We start from the raw sequence: 21514 nt of genomic DNA, 5'->3' as shown, positions 1-21514 counted from the left end.
AACTTTACACTTTTAATCATACCCTACCTCATCTGAGAGAGCTATAAAAATTAGACTTGATTTAATAATTCCCGCTATTCAAATGTCTTAGATTTTAGGAATTAGTTTTGAGAAATTTACTTAAATGATTATGTTTCGATTATTTTTAGTGTTTCATTTTGATTATGATTAAGATCATTTAATAAAAAGAAAGGAGATAATTTTCCCATTTGTTCAAGACCATTAACATCTAAGGTACTATGACATAAAAAGATTTTCTCTGTTACTCTGCCAAGTAAGTCTTTTATAATTCTTGTCAGTCTTTTTTCTTCTGGTTCAATTTCGTAATCTAAAGGTGATAATGGATTGTCGAATATGGTAAAGTCCGATCGCCATGATTTTAAAAAGATGGATGAAGCAAATAATTCTCGACTCTGACTCCAATAACAAGATCCCACATCTAGCCAAAATTGCCAACGGTGATGTTGACGGGATACTCGATATTGATAAATAGGTGCGATCGTAACTGCATTATTTTGTATTTCTTGTAAGGGAGGAATCGTTGTTAATGGAAATGGATTGGCGGTGATTGTACCTTTACGCAATAAAGAGATAAACTGAGCAACTAGATGGTTGGTATTAGTGTTATTCAATCTTTGTTGTACTTGCCAAAAATGTTGTGCTGTTTCCCTAAATTCTCTTATAACAGTTATTTGACTGAAGTTTAATTGAGTTTTATCAGTGAAAAAATACTTGATAATTCGATCGATTACCACTAGAAGATTATCGTCTCCTTTCTCTATTTGAATTTTTGTGTCGTTAACCCAATCTCGAATCTGATTATAGGATTGTAAACTTTTATGACTAAGACGATCCCAACGGCGAAAAGTCTCTACTTTTAACAAAGAAGGCGATCGTAAATCGGGAAGATAACAGTAATCTGCTAATAATCCTCCTCTCACTAAATCAATGTCTTCAAGAGAAAGAATCACCAACATTTCTGCTATCATATCAGGAGAAGATAATCGCCCTAACCCTTGATATAATAAAGGCAACAAAGTTAAAATACTGCGAATCTGTGCTGAAGCAATTAATGGTCTTTGTTCATTTAATACTTTAACCTTTATACCCGCATTTTCGATCATGGTGACTAATGTATAACGAGCAATTTCATCTAATCCGGCCGCAATAACAGCTATTTCTCTGGGTTGTATTTCTCCTGAATGAATAGATTTAATAATATAATCTGCTGTTTCTTGTAATAAGTCTCCTCGCAAATCTGTTTTAATAGTTTTTATTCCTTCAGGAATCTTCTCCTGTAAAAATTCCCCACGAAGAAAATTAAGTACTGATGTTTCTATTTTTGCACCTAAACTATTAATACGACTTTCTGATAAAAATTCTTGTTGACAATGACTAGCTAACTCTTGTAAGTATTCTGGATCTGCATTGTAACCTAATCGAACTTTTCCCGTTTGATTATAAGTAAAAGCACCTATCATGGCATTGTTCAAAAAAAATTCGGCTAAATTTTTAATAATGGCAGGGTAATCATCGACATCATCACAAAAAATTGCCCCGTAATTATTCTTCAAATAATCTTGATAATGGTTACTAGGAAGCAGATAACGCCCATAAAGTTCATATATTAACCCATAGCTCAATAATCCTCTTTCTAAGCACCATTTTCGCCATTGTAAAATTAAATTTCCGATTAATTCAATAACAGTTTTTTCATTGTTGGTACTAATAATATTCGATTCTAAGAGTCGATCGGCAATATTTTCTGATACAACTCCTCCTGTTGCCGCCAAAGGCATTAAGTCAAGAATTCGTCTGACACAATCATATTCTCCTCCAAAAATCCCTAATAATTCCGGTGTCAAAGATTCACGCCATAATTGAGTCGCCAAATCTTGTTCGGTTTCTGGACGTAAACGAAGGGGTAAAATAGAGGGTAAATCTAATTCTTGACAAATTAAAGGATAAAAAAGAATAACATCTTCTCTCATCAATCCAAAAACTGTTCTAATTTTTCCGGGATAACAATGAGGGTTTAATCTTAAAAGAGTGTCTCCCAAATTTTTCTTACCTTGACTATTGGCACATAAAATCAAAGGTTTTTGGAGAAAAGACGCTTTTTTTTGTACCCATTCAATAACAAGAGAAGCCAAACGGGTAGTTTTACCACAAGAACTATTACCTTCTATCCACAAGGATTGAAAATTAGACATAGGACTTAGAATTAGATATTAGTGGTTAGGAATTAGCTAACAGCTAAAAGCTAAAAGCTAACCCACTATGAAATAAAATAATTACACTAAACCTTCGATCGCAGGATGGAAATAAAAGGCTAAAGCAATTACCACATAAGTGGCTAATAATAAAACACCTTCTAACCAATTTGAGTTACCATCAGAACTAATAGAGTTAGCAATTAAGACTGATACCGCTACTGCGACTAATTCAAAAGGGTTAAAATTCAAATCCATCGGTTGCCCAATTACCCAACCAGCGAGAACTAACACTGGTGCTACAAACAAAGCTATTTGGAGACTTGAACCGACTGCCACAGATACGGATAAATCCATTTTATCTTTCATCGCAACAGTTACAGCCGTAGCGTGTTCTGCCGCATTACCAATAATAGGTAAGAAAATTACTCCCGTAAATAAAGCAGGTAAACCTAAAACTTCAGTGGCTTTTTCTAAGGATTCTACTAATAATTCCGATTCCACAGCTACCCCTAGAGTGACTATTAATAATACTCCTACCCATAGCACAAGATTGGGTTTATAGGGTGGTTTTTCTTTATCTTCATTTTCATTTTCTGCTACTCCTACATCGTATAAATAGGAATGGGTTTTCATCGAAAAAAGAAGAGTTAGTAGGTAAACACCAATTAATACGATCGCAACTCCAATGGATAGAGTTTGTATAGTACTATTAGTTAAGCCCGTGGAGGTATATTCTACTGCGGTGGGCAAAAGAAGGGCTATTACAGCTAAATTCATGGTGGAAGCATTTAAACGAGCGGCTGTCGGTTGAAAATTTTGTTCTTTATAGCGCAATCCCCCTAAAAACATAGCAAATCCCATTACTAATAGCAAATTACCTATGATTGAGCCTGTTAAAGTAGCTTTAACAACTTGCACCAAACCACTTTTTAAAGCGATGAAAGCTAAAATTAATTCTGTTGCGTTACCAAAGGTTGCATTTAATAATCCTCCTAAGTTTGGCCCTAATACTACTGCTATTTCTTCTGTGGCAGTTCCCATAAATCCAGCTAAAGGTATAATAGCAAGACCTGCGGTGATAAAGATGACTGCTTCACTCCAATGAAGAAAATGTCCCACGATCGAGATAGGGATAAAGACTAATAAGATAAAAAAGATGAGGTTTTTATTCATTTTTAAACATTTAAAGATATTACTTCTCGAAAAGATAGGTCTAGTGGTAAAGTGCTTAAGTGAAACGAGAGTTTAAAATTCCTGTAAATTGCTTTTTTGTTCTTCATTCTAAATTCTACATTCTTACCCTAGTCTTACAATCTATTTAGGACTGCTATATCATAATAGTGTATATTCAAAAATAATTCTATATGAATGATAAACGAGCAAAAATAATTAAAATTTTATTAATTAGTAATGGTCATGGAGAGGATTTAAATAGTAGTTTAATTGGTGAGGCTTTAAAGTCGATCGATCATAATTTAAGGGTAGATAGTTTTCCTATTGTGGGAGAGGGAAAATCTTATATTAATAAGCAAATAAATATAGTCGCACCTATTGAAGCAATGCCTTCCGGTGGGATATTTTATCTCAACATTATTAACTTAATAAAAGATTTATTGTCTGGACTAATAGGATTAACTATTAGACAAATTATTACTATTAATAAAATAAAAAATAATTATGATTTAGTGGTAGCAGTTGGTGATATTGTTCCACTTTTTTTCGCTTATTTAACAGGAAAAAATTACTATAGTTTTATTGTTTCTACTTCTAGTTATTATGAAGGAAAATTAAAGTTACCTTTCTTAACAAAGTTACTGCTTCGATCGAGTCGTTGTCAAGTAGTCTTTACTAGAGATCAATATACTGCTGATGACTTGCAAAATCAAGGATTGAAAAAAGCTAAATTTATGGGCTATCCCATCATGGATACTTTAAAACCCCAAGGGAAAAATTTGGAATTATCCCCCGAAACTCCAATGATTGCCTTGTTGCCCGGAAGTCGATTACCAGAAGCCTTGAGAAATTTCACTCTACAACTACAGGTGTGCGAAACCCTTGTTAAAATCTCTGAACAAGATTGGGCATTTCGAGGTGCATTAGTACCTAGTATTACAGAAGATGATTTAAAATCGATCGAAGGTTGGCGCTATGAATTAGGGATTTTAACAAAAAAAGTTGAAGAGAAAAATGTTGTCGTGAAAGTTTATAATGATGCTTTCGCAGATATTTTATTACATTGTAATCTCGCATTAGGAATGGCAGGAACGGCAGTAGAACAAGCGGTTGGTTTAGGGAAACCAGTAATACAAATACCAGGAAAAGGCCCTCAATTTACCTATCGTTTTGCTGAAGCACAAATGAGACTATTAGGAAATAGTGTGATGACGATCGATGATGCAGAAAATACAACTTTAATTTGTGAAAAAACTGCCCAGAAAATTATAAAAGTATTAAAAGATCGAGAATTTTTAGCTCAATGTATTGCTAATGGAATAGAAAGAGTCGGTAATATAGGCGGTTCATTAAATATAGCGAAAGAAATTACAGGATTGTTCGATTAGACATCTCTAATAATTGCTAAAACGAGGGCTTGAGCCTTTATCAATTATCAATTGGTAAAAATATACTCGATCGATGGGTAAACTATTAATCACCAAAGGAAATATCGATCGATTTTTGAGGTAATAGAGGTTTAAAAGTCCAGTGTTGTTCTAAATTACGCAGTAAAATATCCTGTTTGTGTCTCAAATCTTCTATATCACTACCATAGTTGATAATAGCAAAATAAACATGGTTTCTCTCCGCCGTGGGAATAACTCCAGCTAGGGCGCTTACTACCGATAGAGTGCCTGTTTTCATGGGAATACCATAGGGTATATTACGATGTTCCACAGTACCTTTTTTATCTACTCCAGCTACGGGAAATAAGTCCCCCATATTAATATCACTACCTTCTAATTGACTTTCTAAAATCATCAACATTCGACAAGCGGCACGAGGAGAAATACGGTTATCTACGCCTAATCCTGAACCATTTTGTAATAAAATTTCTTCTCTAGGTATATTCGTTAATTTTGCCGTAATATCAGCAACTTTTGCTCCTCCTCCTATTTGTTGGGCAAGAGATTCAGCTATTTTATTGTTACTGTAAACGTTCATTAACCGCAATATTTCTCTTAAAGTTAAAGATTCATGGGTTAATAATAATCGACTGTTATCAGCAACTATATCCATCTTCTTTACACTCCCTTTTATTGATATATTCGGGCGTGATGGAGAGTTTTTCATCTCTTTGTATTGTTTTTCGATGATTTGCGACCAATTTTTACTATTTAAGCCTTGTTTTAATAATTCTCCAGACTTAATCGGATTTTCTTCATAATTCATCTGCCAATTACCAACGATAATTAAGTCTCCTTGTACTTGATTAATGCCTAATTGTTGTAATTTATGACCAAGTACGATCGCTTCTTCCCATACAAATAAAGGATCTCCCCCATATTCTACAATTAAATCTCCTTGTAAAATACCGTTATTGATGTTTCCTGTAGTGTAAATTTTAGTTAGAAAACGATGGTTTAAATCCCATGTATTCAAAGATGCGATCGTGGTAGCTATTTTGGTTAAAGATGCGGCAGGGGCTGGTATTTTTCCTTGATTATCTGCTAGAATTGCCCAGTTTGATTGAATCCAAATGCCTTGTCGATTAGTAGCTAAACCTTGACGGGAAAGAGTTTGTAAATATTGATCTACTATAACCTGTACTTGAGGATCTCGATCGGTGGGTATTTGAAAAATAGAGGCTTCATGCCAAGGAATTACAGGTAAAGATGGAGGAGAAGAAGAATTAAACAAAAAAGCCAATAAATGAGAAAAAAACATAAAGATAAAAAATAAGCAACAGATATAAAATTTAATTTTACTAAATAATTTCTAAAATATCATTTGAAAATGAGTGTTGGATTATTTATATTTTCTAATTTTATACTCTAATTATTACTTATAAAATAAGATTGTTGGATAAACTAATATTTTAAATAAAGATAATTAAATTTGAGATTATTAATCATGACTATATCATCTAATCTAACTCCAGAAGAAAAAAAAAATTATTTCAATTATTTTTATGATAAAGCTGGAAGTGAACCGGGTAGCCTTTATATTAATTCTTCAGCTTTACCATCTCATATTACTTTGATAGAATATAACAAGTCTAATGCTTCTAGTAAAGTGAATGTTAAACCTCAAGATTGCCTTTCTTGTATAGATAATGATTTAGTTTCTTGGGCTGATATTCAGGGATTAGGAAGTGAGAATATTTTGTTAGAAATTGGTGAAGTTTTTCAGCTACATCCTTTGATTTTAGAAGATGTCATTAATGTTCCTCAAAGACCGAAAATGGAAGATTACAAGAATCAATTGTTAGTAGTTCTTCACTCCATTAAACTTAATAAAAATCGTAGTGGTTTTCTCTCGGAACAAATCAGTTTTGTTTTAAGTAAAAATTATTTATTAACTTTTCAAGAAGATGAAATAAATGACTTTGTAACTATTAGAGAACGTATCCGATTAAATCAAGGCAAAGTTAGAGAATTAGGTACGGATTATTTAATGTATTTATTATTAGATATGTTAATCGATAATTATTTTCCTGTATTGGAAAATTATGGAGAAAGAATAGAGCATTTGGAAGATCAAATAATTGTAAATCCTAGTCGTGATACATTGCAAAAAATTTATCGTGTTCGGAGAGAATTATTAGCTTTACGACGATCGATTTGGCCTTTGCGTAATCTATTTAATACCTTAATTAGAGAAGAAAATGAGTTAATTAGTGAAGAAGTTTATGTTTATTTGAGAGATTGTTATTCTCATACTATCCAAATTTTAGATATTTTGGAAACTTATCGAGAATTGGCTTCTAGTTCAATGGAATTCCTTATATCATCTATGAGTAACAAAATGAATGAAGTCATAACTTTATTAACAATCATTTCCAGTATTTTTATTCCCCTAACTTTTATTGCAGGAGTTTACGGGATGAATTTTAAGTATATGCCAGAATTAGAATGGCATTGGGGATATTTTGCTGTTTTAACCTTAATGTTTTTGATTGGGATCGTTATGATTTTCTATTTTTGGCGACGGGGATGGTTTAAACTATTTTTGAAAAAAAAGCCGTGAGAAGAAATTTAATAAACTTTTTAGACAAGTCAAGAAATCGGAAAATATTATTTTTCCGAACTATCAACTATCAACTATCAACTATTAATTATTAATTATTAGCTAATGGTATTAATAGCGGCGGTTACTTTTTGAATCACGTTATCAGGCAAGGGAATATAACCTAAATCCGCACTGAATTTTTGTCCTCCAGTTTTACTCACAGCCCAATTTAGCACTTGTTTTAAGGATGGTACTTTTTTAGCATCAGGATATTTTTTATAAGCCAGAATCCAACTAAAGGATACAATAGGATAAGCTCGATCGCCACTAGGATCGGGAGCAAAAGCTCGTAAGTTAGCTGGTAACTGAATTTGCGATAAAGACACTGCCGCATTTTGCAAAGTGGCAGGAACAAATTTACCCGCTTTATTCTGCAATTGTGCCGTTTTTAATCCATTTTTTTTCGCAAAACCAAATTCTATATAACCGATCGCACCATCGGTTTGTTGAATAGTAGCAGTAACACCTTCATTACCTTTTGCACCGATACCTGTAGTCCACTGAACAGTTGTACCTTCTCCTACTTTACTTTTCCATTCAGAGTTAATAGCGGCTAAATGCTTCGTAAAGACTCCAGTTGTACCAGAACCATCAGAACGATAAATCACTTTAATAGGCTTACTTTTAGGAGAACCGATTTGATTCCAATTCTTAATTTTACCTAAGAAAATATCCGCTAATTGCTGACGAGTAAGTTTAACCGTCGTAACATCCTTATTGTTAAAAGCTAAAACTACACTTCCAGCCGTGACAGGTAAAAGTACTACGCCACGAGAAACTTTAGCTATATCTTCATCTTTCATAGCTACATCACTAGCACCAAAATCAACGGTATTTGCCATAAATTGCTTAATACCAGCACCACTACCAACAGATTGATAGTTAACTTGAGTGTTTCTATTTATTTTATTGTACTCGACAAACCAACGTTGAAATAAAGGAGCAGGAAAACTAGCACCAGCACCATTAATTCTAACAGCCTGAGCTTGGGCAGACTCAAAGGGTAACTGACTAGCGATAACACTACCAGATAAACCTGCTAAACCGTACAAAAAATCTCGTCTTCTAATATTAAAATCAGTCATTCGATCGATTACCATAAACAATTATTTACAGCTTAAATTTTAGAACAATTTGTCCTTTATTAAACATATTTAATAGTGTAAAATTTTTTATTTATTTTTAATATGACAATTAGACAGATTCATTCATTTTAATGTGTTTAAAAATACTTTAAGGTTAAGTTTTAATTAAGAAAAGGTTAACATCTTTTGTAAATATTTTATATTTAAGGATTAGTTTTAGGATATTAAAATGTTTCTTTTTAAGGTCGTCAGAATAGGCGCTTTATTAGTAACGTAAGTTAAAATTTTATTATTACCATCTTAATTTTGTGCAAAATAATTGTCTTAATAAGAATAAACGTATTACCAATCTGAGCTTTTTCATCACATAATCTGGATATTACACCAACTATTTATTATTAAAGTATTTTGTATTTTTGACAGTAATATTAACCTGAGTTCAATCTCTTAAACTTTAATTGATAAAGTACAAGGGGTGTTAATCAGAGAAAATTTGTACTAAAAATTCAACGATATATCTAATTGAACAGAAATAAAATGCACTAATCGCTCTTGATCAAATATACTTGGTTAATATTTTCTAAAAGGTTTTAAAATACTAAACAATAAGAAAAAAGATCTTATCTTGAATTGTTATCGCAATATCAAGGTTATGATTTATTCATGGTGTGAAGTGAAGGAGTAAAATGACTGCAAATAGCCAACTTGTTTCCGCAAAGGTAATTCAGAGTTTGGCAAGACGGGGTTTAGTTAATATCTCTCGTCAGCCAAGTAGAGAACAAATTAGAGTTACCAGAGCATTTTTAAAACGTACCTTTGATATTATCTTTTCCGCTTCTGTATTGGTGATTTTTTCACCTTTATATCTGATTTTAGCAATCTTAATCGCTATTAGTTCTCCCGGCCCTATATTTTACGCTCAAGAAAGGGTTGGTAAAAATTTTAAACATTTTAAGTGTATCAAATTCAGAACAATGGTAGTTAATGCCGATCGAGTATTAGCGGATATGTTAGCCCGATGTCCTGAAAAACGTCAAGAATTTGAGGAGAATTTTAAACTAAAAGATGATCCACGTATTACATGGATTGGCAAATTTCTACGCATCACCAGTTTAGATGAATTTCCTCAGTTTTTTAATGTTCTTAAAGGTGATATGAGTGTAGTTGGCCCTCGTCCTCTTGTTCCTGATGAGTTACACAAGTATGGTAGTAAAATGGATAAAGTTTTAACTATTAAACCCGGTCTTACAGGACTATGGCAAGTCTCTGGTAGAAATGATATTCCTTATCCTCAAAGAGTCTTAATTGATGTTTACTATGTTAATCATCATAACTGGTTTTTGGATTTGTGGATTATACTAAAGACCATTGGTGTAGTTATTTTTCCTCAAAATAGCGGAGCATACTAAATTATTAATTTAGGAATTAGAAGTTACGAATTAGGTTTGTACTAATTTTAGTCAAGTCGTGCTATCGGTTTCCATGGAATTTATTTCGTGATTAGCCATAGTAAACATTCTCGATTCTTAACTCTTCATTTTCCTTCTTAGACATTATTTTTATAATCAAGATTTATGGTTAACAACTCTCGGCTGAAAAAATTAATATCCTATTTAAAACCTCATCTCGATAAATTATATTGGGGTATTTCGGCTTTATTTGTTGTTAATGTTATCGGAGTTTATATTCCTTGGTTAATTCGCAATATTTTTGATGATTTACAAGATAATTTTTCTTTAAATACGATTATCAGTTATGTCCTCCTATTATTTATTTTAGCCTGTATAATGTGGGCTATTCGGATGTTTTCTAGGGTATTGATTTTTGGGATTGGAAGACAGGTAGAATTTGATTTAAAACAACTTATTTTTGAGCATTTATTAAAATTAGAACCAGCTTACTTTAGTATTAATACTTCAGGAGACTTAATCAATCGTGCCACTAGCGATGTTGATAATATTCGCCGATTAGTAGGGTTTGCTATTCTCAGTTTAATTAATACTGTTTTTGCTTATGGTTTAACTTTACCCGCCATGCTTTTGATCAATGTTAAATTGAGTTTAATGGCATTGGCTATTTATCCTTTAATGTTATTTACTGTCCAGTTATTTAGCGATAAATTAAGGTTGGATCAATTAGAAGTACAGGAAAAACTATCAGATGTTAGTGAGTTAATTCAAGAGGATATGAGCGGTATTTCTTTAATAAAAATTTACGCTCAGGAAGATAACGAAAAAAAGGCTTTTACTGAAAAAAATCAAAGTTTATTGAATGCTAATTTAAAGTTAGCTCAAACCCGTAATTTATTATTTCCAATTATTCAAGGTATCGCTAATATTAGTCTTTTAATTTTATTATGGTTTGGGACGAATGATATTGAAAAAAGTTTAATTACTGTAGGGGATTTTATTGCTTTAATTATTTATGTCGAAAGGTTAGTTTTTCCCACTGCTTTACTTGGTTTTACTATCACTACATATCAAAGAGGAGAGGTTAGTATCGATCGAATTGATGCTATTATCAATGCCGAACCGAAAATCAAAAATAATGCTTCTGCGGTAACTTTACCCATAGAAAACATTAAGGGAGAAATTCGAGCCGTTAATCTCAATTATGCTTATCCTCATAGTAATTATCTCGCTCTTAATAATCTTAATTTTACGATCGAAGCTGGGGAATTAGTAGCGATTGTGGGGTTAATTGGTTCAGGAAAATCTACTCTTGCTAATGCTATTCCCCGTTTATTAGATATTGATGCAGGACAACTATTTTTAGATGGTATCGATATTACCACCATTAATTTGACAGATTTGAGAAAATCGATCGCTTATGTACCACAGGAAAGTTTCTTATTCTCCACCACGATAAAAAATAATATTGCCTATAGTAATCCTCCAGGAGAAATGTTAGATATAGAATATGCCGCTAAACAAGCCCAAATTCATCCAGAAATCATGATTTTTCCGAAACAATATGATACTTTAGTGGGAGAACGAGGAATTACTCTATCAGGTGGACAAAGACAACGTAGTTCATTAGCTAGAGCATTATTTGCCGATGCCCCCATTCTTATTTTAGATGATGCTTTATCCAGTGTTGATAATAAAACCGCTACCCAAATCCTTGAAAATCTACAACAAGAAAAGGGTAAAACGATTATTTTTATTACTCATCAACTATCTGCTGTACAAAATGCTGATCGAATTTTTGTGATGGAAGGGGGCAAAATTGTGCAATCAGGCAAACATGAAGAATTATTCTATCAAGAAGGCTTATATAAATCCCTTTGGCAACAACATCAGTTACAAGAAATTTTGAGTTGATAGAAATGTTTTTTATTTTTTAATTATTAATCATTCATCTATTGATTAATTAATTTTTTGTCAGCCAAATTTTCCAATCCCACTGATGTTAACAATTCTTCCCACTGTTGAGGTTGAGATTCTTTGACACTAGCCACTAAAGAGATTGTATCTTGCCAAATATTATTATTAGCATAAATTTCCGCTTGTTTGACGATGTCTTTATTTGCTAATAGTTCTTTTTTAACATTATCTTCTAAAGATACTCTTTCTATTATTCCTTTAGTGTAATTACTGGTATTGATTATCATCGGATTACATATTAATGATATTTCCCAAGTATATTTTTTGTCTGTTTCTAAATTAACTTTTTCTCCTACATTTATAGTTACAACTTGATCCCCTTCAGTTATACCCATTTCTTGACTATCTAAAGTGTTGCCTGTCTCATCTTTTAGAACAAACTGCACAAATTTAGCTTTAGTTGGGGGAATATAAACAAAAAATTCTGGTTGAGGAGAAACAGTTTTCACAGAATTATCTTTGCTAGGAGTTAAAGGCATAATAGGAATATTGCCACTCACACAACCTCCTCTTCTTCCTCCTGCCGCAGTACTTTGAGGTGCTTCTCTTTTTGGTGCATTGGGAAATTCGATCGCTTTTACTGAAGAAAAAATATCAACAAAAGGCACGATCGCCATAAATAAGCTAACGAAAATAACTGATTTGCTTTGAATTTTTAACATGGGATTTATCTCCAAATATACTATTGAAGCTCATAATTTGATTTCAGACTTACACACTTCCCCTTGATAAAAGAAAAATGAATATCATTCATAATGCTATCTTTACCCAAAATTATTCTTTAAAAGTATAACTAATGATAAATAATAAACAACAAATGTTCCCTTGAAGTGGGAAAGGTAATAATTATTCACTATTCACTATTTTTTTACAATAACACTTCTCCTTTAATTAATTTTTGGGCCGCATTTAATAACTCTTCCTCCAAATAGGGTTTGGTAAAATAGGCTTTAGCACCCAAATCGGCCGCAATTTTACGATGTTTTTCTGCCCCACGGGATGTTACCATTGCCACAGGTAATTTCGATAAATTCTCGTCCTGTTGCATTTTTGCTAACAATTCTAAACCGTTCATACGAGGCATCTCAATATCACACAATAGGAGATCACAGGGTAAACCATCGACCACCTTATCCCATGCGTCTTGACCATCTCTAGCTTGTTCTACTTGATAACCAGCTTTTTTAAAGGTCATAGATAGCATTTCCCTTACTACCACTGAATCGTCAATAATTAAAACCATAGGAGACGATTTAGTTTTTTTCTTTCCAGTAGAAGTACTTTGTTGTTGAGGAGGCAAGGTTGATTTATTAGCTTTTAGTTTAGGTTGTTTTGTACTACCTGTTAATAAGACTTCTCCTTCCAACATTTTTTTGGTTGACTCAAGAAGATCTGAATCTACATAAGGTTTAATGAGATAAGCGGAAGCGCCCAATTCGGCGGCGATTCGTTGGTGTTTTTCTGCACCACGAGAAGATAAAATTGCTACGGGAATATGATTTAGTTCAGGATCTTCTTGTATATGTTGTAAGAGTTCTAAACCGTTCATTCTAGGCATTTCAATATCACAGAATACAATATCACAGGGTAAGCCCGATCGAAGTTTTTGCCATGCTTCTTGTCCGTCTCTGGCTTGTTCAAATCGATAACCGGCTTTGCTTAAACTCATCGACAACATTTCTCTAACGGTGATAGAATCATCTACGATTAAGATTAATGGTTGAGTTTTGACAGGTTCAGCAAAAACAGTACGATCGTATTGGAAACCTTCTGGCATATCCACATGGACTTTAGTGCTTAAATTACCTTGAGCAATTTCAATTAACTCGATTACATCTCCGATCGCCATAACAATACCATCACTGCGTACCGTAGCGCCTGCAATACCTTTAGGCTTAGGTAAAGGGCCAGAAATTTGTTTAATAACGATTTCTTCTTGGCCTAATACTTGATCTACTTGAATGGCTAATAAATTGTTGCCACCTCTCAAAATAACGATGGGGATTGTTTCGTCTTGAGCATTGCTAGTATATATAATACTTCGAGTAATTTGACGATTATAATTCATCAAAGTACTAAGAGGACGGAAGGGAAGTAGAGTATTTTTCCAAAGAATACATTTTTGTCCTTGAGCATTAACTTTAATTTCACTAGCAGAATAATCTTTGGTATCTTCAATTCCATCGATGGGAAAAGCAATACGGGTATTATCATTCATGCAACATAGTGCTTTTCCAATGCTTAGGGTAAGCGGTAAACGGATAGTAAAAGTTGTACCCATACCGGGGGTGGAATCAACAGTTACACTTCCTCTGATTTCGTTTAATTTAGTCCGAACAATGTCTAAACCAACACCTCTACCTGCGTGACTATCGGCTTTTTCTTTGGTGGTAAAACCTGCATGAAATAGAAATTCGTAAATATCTTGATCTTTGAGATTTTGAGCTTGAGCAGGGGTTATTAATTTGTTTTGAATTGCTTTTTTCTTAATTTTTTGAGGATCAATTCCTGCACCATCATCCGATACCGATATAACCGTTTGAGGCCCTTGTAAAAAGGCTCTTACAGTAATTGTACCCATAGGAGGTTTTCCGATCGACTCTCGTTCTTCGGGAAGTTCAATACCATGAGTTACACAGTTTTTGGTAATTTGTAAAAGAGGATCCCATAAATGTTCAAGAATCATTTTATCGATTAATACTTCTCTACCTTCTACCTTGAGTTTAATTTGCTTGTTATATCCTTCAGCAATTTTACGAATGGGTAAAGGAAGACGATCGGCATTTTGAGAAAAAGAAACCATGCGAGATTTGTTAATTTCCTCTTGAAGCTGAGTTGTCACCTGACGCAAATTTCTGCCTAATTGATCTGTTTCATCCACAAGGAATTGAATATCAGAAGTTGACTCTCTCACCCGTACAATCAACTCCAAAATATCTTGTGCCAGGAGGTGAAATCCCGTAAAACGGTCTAATTCGAGTTCATCTAATTCTGGAGGTTGAAATTTATTGTTTTCTGTAGTGCCTCCATTATCACTATTTCCGAAATAGGTAGATTCTGATCGCCCGACACCACTTTGCGATCGACTTTCTGCTCTTGCTAATTGGGCTTTTACGGTGGCTTCATTTTTTTTACGACTATCAATCAAAGCACCTTCTAACAAACTTCTTTCATAGGTATCTTGCATTCTTGCTCCCACATCACTGAGATTCTGTACATGAGAGAGAAGATTTTCTAAAAACTGTCTTAATTTATCTTGATCTTCCTCAAGACGATTACGACGAACAACCATTTCCCCGATGAGGTTATTTAAGTTATCTAGTTGTTTAACCGATACCCTCATACTTTGCTCAAATATTTTGGGTTGAGTTTTGGCGGGGAGATTATTTTGAGGACGAGTCCATTTTTGTTTTTGTTTACCGCTAACTTGTCCTGCTTGTGCCAATAATTGATCTAAATCACTTAATCCACTGAGAGTGTCTTGATTTTTGGTAGTTTTTTTATTGCTAGAAAATTCTTTTGTTGGTAAATCTTCCACAATATTGCTTAACTCTTGCCAATTAACTTCTTCTACATTACGACGAGAGGAATTAACCAGTTTTTCTAAATCAGCCTGATCATCATAATAGTTAATAACGGAATTGAAAATAATCGATTCTAAATCAGAAAATATGTCTTGAGATTCTATCCACTGAAAATTATTAGTGAGTAGAGTATTTAAGTCTTCAAAATCATCATAAACTAGAACATGGGGTTGTTTGCGTTTAACAGGTTGTAAGATTTGATAGGTATTAAAAGTACCAGTACTGGGAAAATCATCTTCTATTTCTAAATCATCAAGATTATTTAAAATACCTTCTAATTCAGCTTGAGGATCATCAATAATAACTGTACTTCTAACGCTTTGTGTAAATAAATCATCTAGATCATCCCCATCAAAGTTTTCTTGAATAATTGTTACTTTATATTTTTCTTGCGAAGGATTGTCGTCAAATAAATCCTCTAAATCATCAGACACTTCGTCAATTTCACTATGAGCAGAAATGATAACAGATTCATCTTGATCTTCATCTAGTAAAAATTCCCAATCATCAGAATTTTCATGATGACTAATTTCTTTGTCATCTGTCCATTGATCGATCGACTGATGTTCATTGTCATTGTCATCAAATAAATTACTTAGATCATCATCATCAGAATTTTGAACAGGAATATTAAAATCTTCTTCTCCCACAAATACGGCGCTAATGTGTTGATTTTCATCAGCAAAAGAATCATCATCTAACCAATCATCAAGTAAACTATCATCATCGGATAGTCCTAAATCAGCAAAGAATATATCACTATCTTCTTCATCATCTGGAATAGAATCGTTGTTTTCTAATTGTACTGGTTCAGGAATGGGGGGATTAAAGTCGATGTTCGTTTCTCGCCATAAGTCTTTTTGAAGAGTAGGAGTAGGATTATATGCTTCTTCTTGAGCCATTTTGATCTCTGCGGCATCGATATAGACTGTTTCTAAATCCATCAATCTCGATCGAGCGTTAGGTGCTAAAACTTGTAAACTATCTCCGACAAAAATAGAATTAATTTCATTTTTTACCAGATATTCTCCGGCTTTTTTGATTTCTTTAATAATTAATTTAGTCGTAGAGTCATAATCATTTTCTGGATTTAGAATTGCCATTTTTGACGTTTCCATCACTTCTACCCAACCAAAAAGATTTAGTTTTTTTCCTTGAATAGACAAAAAATCACAATGGGATTTGATATGTTCTCGATTACGGCTATTATCTCCTTCCTTGAGGATTTTTAACATCTCGCCGAGACGTATTAGTGTCTGTTTGTAGAGTTTTTGGTTTTGACTGGCTTGTTCACTGGTAATCATAGCTTTTTCTCAAGAAGTTTCGACTCTAAACAATGGAAAAAATAGTATCGCAGTTAGCATTTTGGTCTCAACAGTCACTAAACACTAACTATATGTTTAATAATAGCTATTTTCAAGACAAAATGAACAGTGAATTTAAGGTTTGCTGAAAAAGTTTTTATGAGGATTAAGATCTTTACATTTTATTGTGTCTTAGTATCTTAAATTTTTGAGAATAAATTCTGCGATCGTTAAATCCATAGGAGTTGTTATTTTTAGGTTAGTTTCTTCACCCTCAACTATTTTTACGGGAAAACCACATTTTTCCAACAATGCAGCATCATCCGTTACTTCCCAACCGAAACTTAATCCTTTTTCGTGACACTCTTTTAATAGTTGTACATCAAAACCTTGAGGAGTTTGAGCCGCCCATAAATTTTCCCTTGGAGGAGTATCTGTGACTATTCGATCGTGATTAACTATTTTGATGGTATCTTTAACCGGTATAGCGGCTATTAATCCTTGAGAATGTAATAAAGTTTCAGCACATCGATCGAATAATTCAGGAGTAGCTAAACATCTTGCTCCATCATGAATTAACACTTTTTGCGCGTTGTTAGGTAATGCTTGTAAGCCATTATAGACAGATTCTTGTCTAGTATCTCCCCCTTTAATTAATTTAACAGGTTTAGAAGGGTTAACTAGGGTGATAATGTCCTCAAATAATGGAAAATCGTAAGATTGCCCCATAATTCCAACCCATTCTATACTTTTTGACTCATTAGCTGCGATTAATGTCCATGCTAATAAAGGTTTATTCTTTAAAGTCAATAATAATTTATTTTGAGGACTTCCCATTCTTTTGCCCATTCCTGCCGCTGGAATTAATAAATACATAATCTGCAAACTAACGTACTAAAAATTTAAGATGCAGAACCCGGGACTTGAACCCGGAAGTCCTTGCGAACACTAGAATCTGAATCTAGCGCGTCTGCCAATTCCGCCAGTCCTGCATTAATTGTTTCCTTAGAAATTTTAGCGTATTTGATCACTATCTTGCATACAATCAATTAGATCGACTCGTTCTCACCTCTATTCAAAATAAAATTATTGAGCAAGAGAGGGAATCCCAAATAGTATTAATAATTGTAATAAAGTGTATCAAAATTTGACGATCGATTATTTATAATAATTTATGAGTTTTTGACGGGGTTTAAATTGCTCAATTTCCTTGATTTGTTCGTATAATTTCTTTTCGGCTTCGGTAACTTCTGAAGGTGCAACCACTTGGATAATTATTAATTGATCTCCTCTTTCTCCTCGAATGTTAGGATAACCTTTATTCGCTAATTTTAATCTTTGTCCAGACTTGACTCCCTCTGGTACATTCATTTTAACTAATCCGTCGATGGTAGGTACTTCGATCGAGCCTCCTACAATAGCTTCTGCGGGAGTTAAGGGAATTTCACAAGAAATGTCAGATCCTTGTAATTGGAAAATAGGATGAGGTGAAATTAAAATTTTTAAGTACAAATCTCCCCCTCGAATACCTTGCCCTTTAAGGCGAATTTTCTGACCATGATACATTCCTGATGGCATATCAACTTCAAGCGATCGACCATCTTCTAACTTTATTCTTTCTCTACCACCTGAAAAAGCCTTTTCTAAAGGTAAATCCAATTTAGCTTCAATATCTTTCGGTTGAGAACGGGGAGTAATCGGTTTGACTTCTCTTACAGTACCCGGACTATAATCTCTGATGGGGCGAGTAGGATTAGAAGAAATTCTGGTTTTGCCATTATTGGAACTGATATTATCCCAAAAACCTTGAAAATTTTTAGGTGGTGTAAAACCGTTAGAACGTCCTATTCCACGTTTAGCAGTGCCAAAGAGTTGATTATCATAGAGTTGACGTTTTTGATCATCGGAAAGAACATCATAAGCCTCATTGATCTGCTTAAATTTTTCTTCCGCAGTAGCATCTCCCTGATTTACGTCAGGATGATAACGTCTTGCTAAACTACGAAACTCTTTTTTTATTTCTTCTGGGGTGGCATCCCTTCTTACCCCCAAAATTGCATAATAATTGGTCACTGGTATCGATTGATAAGTAATTAGGAATTAGAAATTAGGAATTAATAACGGTCAAGTATTAACTATCAACTATTAACTGTCAACTGTCAACTTTTTCCCTTCTCACCAGCTTAACTGGTTGCCGTAGTCATTTGAGATTGTAAAAATTTAATGATAGCTTGTTTTTCAATTAGTCCTACCACAAAACCATTCTCTTTAACTACAGTTAATTCTTGTTCTGATTGTTGTTCTATTAGTTTAACTACTTCTAACAATGAAAGGGTATCAATGACAGTTTTTACTTCTGTTTTTGATTTCATTAAATCCGATACTAGAGTATCATTCCATAGAGAAGTACCGATCGATTTTAAGTCATCCACATTCAAAACACCGATTAAAATACCTTCTTCATTAGTCACTAAAAATTTACGCCATTGTTGTTTCCCGATAACATATTCATTGGCAAATTCTCTCAAGGTTAAGCTGTCTTTCACCACTGGGCTTTCAGGTAAAATAGCATCGGCGGCAGTGTAGTGATTTAATTTATCTTCAATTCTGGCAGATTGGGCGGCAGTACCTGCATTTTGTAATAAAAACCAACCGATAAATACTGTCCAAAAATTACCAAAGCCGATGACGTTTAATGTACCTAAAGCACCAATAATAATGGCTGTCCAACCAAAAAATTGTCCTACCATTCCCGCAAAAATTACGCCTTTTTGGGGATTGCCTGTTACTTTCCAAACAATAGCTTTTAAAACATTACCACCGTCTAAGGGAAGTCCGGGGATCATGTTAAACATTGCCAAAATAAAGTTAATCGTAGCTAGTAAGGAGATTATTAAGCTAAAGGCAAGAGGTAGCTGAAAATTGATGGCAATGATGGTAAATAAAGCGAATAAGAGTAAACTAACTAAAGGACCTGCGATCGCCACTAATAAGGCTTGTTCGGGGGTTTTTGACTCTTTTTCCAAGGCCGCTAAACCACCAAAAATAAATAAAGTGATCGATTTAACTTCGATACCTTGTGCCATTGCCACAAAACTATGACCTAATTCATGGGCTAAAACAGAAGAAAATAAAAGTAAAGAGGTGAATAGTCCCAATACCCAAGGTAAGATACCGGGTAATCCTGTTTGATAGGCTAAATCAGTGCCATAGGTTAAAGTCATCAATCCTAAGACTAAAAACCATGAGGGATGAATATAGAAGGGGATACCAAATAAACTTCCAACTCTGATATTTCCATTCATAAAAATTAATCTCCTATACAAAGTTTGTTAAAATTGCTTTGTGTTTTTTTAGCTCGATCGTTTAATCTGCTTAACTTCTATTGTAGGAGATTGTTAAAAAGTCTAGTTTTTTCAAAATTACGGTAATCTACCAAAAAAAGTTCGGTTAACAGTTGAGACTTGATTTTTTTAATGAGTAATTCCTTATCTCCTAGTCTTCTTAAATTTGCTATTTGCGGACTAAAAAAACAGGACAATTTGCATTTACTCGAATATAATCGGATAAAGAAGTTCCTAATAAACGATCTAAATCAACTAAGTTTTTGGCAACAGAAGGTCGTCGATCGGGAGATCCTAATAGTAACAAATCGATGTTTTTATCCTCAGCTAATTGACAAATTTGTTTGCCCGGTCTGCCACCACTTACAATACACTTAGTGCTAATTCCCATACGTTTTGCTTTCATCAAAGCTGGAGCTAAAATAGGATTTTGTGCCATTTCAGCCGTCGATAGTTCTAAATCAGGACTCATATCAGGATTGATTCTGACTAGGTATAATTCTGCTTCTCGATAGTCTCTGAGCATATATAAAGTTAATTCTAAGGCATATTCAGAAGACTCTGATTTGTCTAGGGCTAACATTACCCGTTTAATTTTACGGACATATATATCATCTTTCACCAGTAACATAGGTCGATCGCTTAATTGAAAGACGTATTGACTCACAGAATTTTCTAAGAAAGACTCCAGACGTTTTAAACCTCTCGAACCCATTAAAATAAGATCAGCATTAACCTCTAGTGCCGTATTACAAACCGTGTCTTTAGGATCACCTTGTTTTAAAATAGTTGAAACCTTAGTGGGATTAATATTAACATTTTTAACGATATCTGATAGTATTTTTCCGCCTTCTTCCCATTTTTCTGCTAAGGCATCCGCAGACGCTTGAGGGGGTATAACATGGAGAATGGTAATTTCACTGTTTTGAAAAGCAGGAATATCTAACAAAGTTTTGAGCATTTCTTGAGTATTTCCATTTCCCGAATCTGCATATAAAATTTTATCTAACATATCTTACAATTTCATTTTTATAAAAGTCTTTATCTCTAAAATACAGCGATTAGGCACGGTCAAATCTAACATTTTGTAAAGAGTAAAGGAAAAAAATAGTTGCTCAAAAAAGAGTAAATCATTATCATAGTTACTAATATTGACTACTACGTTGGTGACTGCCAATCAAGTTTTTTGATCTATACTTGAGTTATAAGGAAACTAATTGAGTTCTCGTAGCAGTAAACCGAGCGTTAGTACTCGGAAACGAAAACAGAATCATTGGTGTCCACCTGGTTATCCAGGTCATAAACTGAGGTAAAACGGCGTAGTGGTTTATAATAAGTAAATGCTATTTTATTAGAATAATTCTTCAAT

At 33.6% G+C, this 21514-nt stretch carries 14 protein-coding genes, 1 tRNA gene and 1 other RNA gene; 5 read left to right on the top strand and 11 right to left on the bottom strand.

The features are described from left to right. Positions 1-128: 128 nt before the first annotated feature. Entirely contained in the window at positions 129-2213 is a 2085-nt protein-coding gene (locus GM3709_RS08235) for a hypothetical protein (RefSeq protein WP_066118208.1), read from the bottom strand. A gap of 81 nt (positions 2214-2294) precedes the next feature. Continuing rightward, positions 2295-3389 (bottom strand): calcium/proton exchanger, encoded by a 1095-nt coding sequence (cax, locus tag GM3709_RS08230; protein WP_066118206.1) that lies wholly within the window; start codon positions 3387-3389, stop codon positions 2295-2297. A 191-nt stretch (positions 3390-3580) separates the two neighbouring features. On the opposite strand from cax, the gene GM3709_RS08225 reads away from it, so the two are divergent. Continuing rightward, positions 3581-4777 (top strand): lipid-A-disaccharide synthase-related protein, encoded by a 1197-nt coding sequence (locus GM3709_RS08225; RefSeq protein WP_066118205.1) that lies wholly within the window; start codon positions 3581-3583, stop codon positions 4775-4777. Between the two features lie 85 nt (positions 4778-4862). Here the strand turns inward: GM3709_RS08225 and GM3709_RS08220 are convergent, their stop codons facing one another. Further along, entirely contained in the window at positions 4863-6098 is a 1236-nt protein-coding gene (locus tag GM3709_RS08220) for a D-alanyl-D-alanine carboxypeptidase (protein ID WP_066118203.1), read from the bottom strand. A 186-nt stretch (positions 6099-6284) separates the two neighbouring features. Here GM3709_RS08220 and corA point away from each other — a divergent pair, with 186 nt between their 5' ends. Further along, complete coding sequence (corA, locus tag GM3709_RS08215) at positions 6285-7400, top strand: magnesium/cobalt transporter CorA (RefSeq protein WP_066118201.1); 1116 nt, start codon at positions 6285-6287, stop codon at positions 7398-7400. A gap of 98 nt (positions 7401-7498) precedes the next feature. Here corA and pstS read toward each other — a convergent pair whose 3' ends face one another. After that, positions 7499-8542: a phosphate ABC transporter substrate-binding protein PstS gene (gene pstS / locus GM3709_RS08210; RefSeq protein WP_231937642.1), complete on the bottom strand. Its 1044-nt coding sequence runs from the start codon at positions 8540-8542 to the stop codon at positions 7499-7501. Positions 8543-9213: 671 nt separating this feature from the next. Between pstS and GM3709_RS08205 the strand changes: the two genes are divergently transcribed. Both GM3709_RS08205 and GM3709_RS08200 read left to right on the top strand, forming a co-directional pair. After that, a complete protein-coding gene (locus tag GM3709_RS08205) occupies positions 9214-9936 on the top strand; it encodes a sugar transferase (RefSeq protein ID WP_066118199.1) in 723 nt (240 codons plus the stop codon). Between the two features lie 165 nt (positions 9937-10101). Beyond that, positions 10102-11850: an ABC transporter ATP-binding protein gene (locus GM3709_RS08200; protein ID WP_066118197.1), complete on the top strand. Its 1749-nt coding sequence runs from the start codon at positions 10102-10104 to the stop codon at positions 11848-11850. A gap of 38 nt (positions 11851-11888) precedes the next feature. On the opposite strand, the gene GM3709_RS08195 is transcribed toward GM3709_RS08200, so the two are convergent. The 7 genes from GM3709_RS08195 to GM3709_RS08165 all read right to left on the bottom strand — a co-directional run bounded on the left by GM3709_RS08195 (position 11889) and on the right by GM3709_RS08165 (position 21157). Further along, positions 11889-12575: a DUF928 domain-containing protein gene (locus tag GM3709_RS08195; protein ID WP_066118195.1), complete on the bottom strand. Its 687-nt coding sequence runs from the start codon at positions 12573-12575 to the stop codon at positions 11889-11891. 206 nt (positions 12576-12781) lie between these two features. Beyond that, the gene (locus GM3709_RS08190) at positions 12782-16801 is read right to left on the bottom strand and encodes a hybrid sensor histidine kinase/response regulator (protein ID WP_066118193.1); all 4020 of its coding nucleotides are present in this window, start codon (positions 16799-16801) and stop codon (positions 12782-12784) included. Between the two features lie 192 nt (positions 16802-16993). Further along, complete coding sequence (gene ispD, locus GM3709_RS08185; RefSeq protein ID WP_066118191.1) at positions 16994-17677, bottom strand: 2-C-methyl-D-erythritol 4-phosphate cytidylyltransferase; 684 nt, start codon at positions 17675-17677, stop codon at positions 16994-16996. A 32-nt stretch (positions 17678-17709) separates the two neighbouring features. After that, positions 17710-17793: transfer RNA gene (locus GM3709_RS08180), tRNA-Leu, on the bottom strand. 166 nt (positions 17794-17959) lie between these two features. Further along, a complete protein-coding gene (locus tag GM3709_RS08175; RefSeq protein ID WP_082712963.1) occupies positions 17960-18874 on the bottom strand; it encodes a DnaJ C-terminal domain-containing protein in 915 nt (304 codons plus the stop codon). A 110-nt stretch (positions 18875-18984) separates the two neighbouring features. Next, positions 18985-20106, bottom strand: coding sequence for a site-2 protease family protein (locus GM3709_RS08170; RefSeq protein WP_066118187.1), 1122 nt, complete (start codon positions 20104-20106; stop codon positions 18985-18987). Positions 20107-20314: 208 nt separating this feature from the next. After that, positions 20315-21157, bottom strand: a complete 843-nt coding sequence (locus tag GM3709_RS08165; RefSeq protein ID WP_066118185.1) for a universal stress protein — start codon at positions 21155-21157, stop codon at positions 20315-20317. Between the two features lie 137 nt (positions 21158-21294). Here GM3709_RS08165 and ssrS point away from each other — a divergent pair. Further along, positions 21295-21478, top strand: a non-coding RNA gene (gene ssrS / locus GM3709_RS08160) — 6S RNA. Positions 21479-21514: the final 36 nt, after the last annotated feature.

It is taken from the genome of Geminocystis sp. NIES-3709, assembly GCF_001548115.1.
In the GTDB taxonomy this organism is placed as follows: domain Bacteria; phylum Cyanobacteriota; class Cyanobacteriia; order Cyanobacteriales; family Cyanobacteriaceae; genus Geminocystis.
The sequence above is the reverse complement of the archived record's forward strand: the minus strand, read 5'-3'. Positions and strand labels throughout refer to the sequence as shown.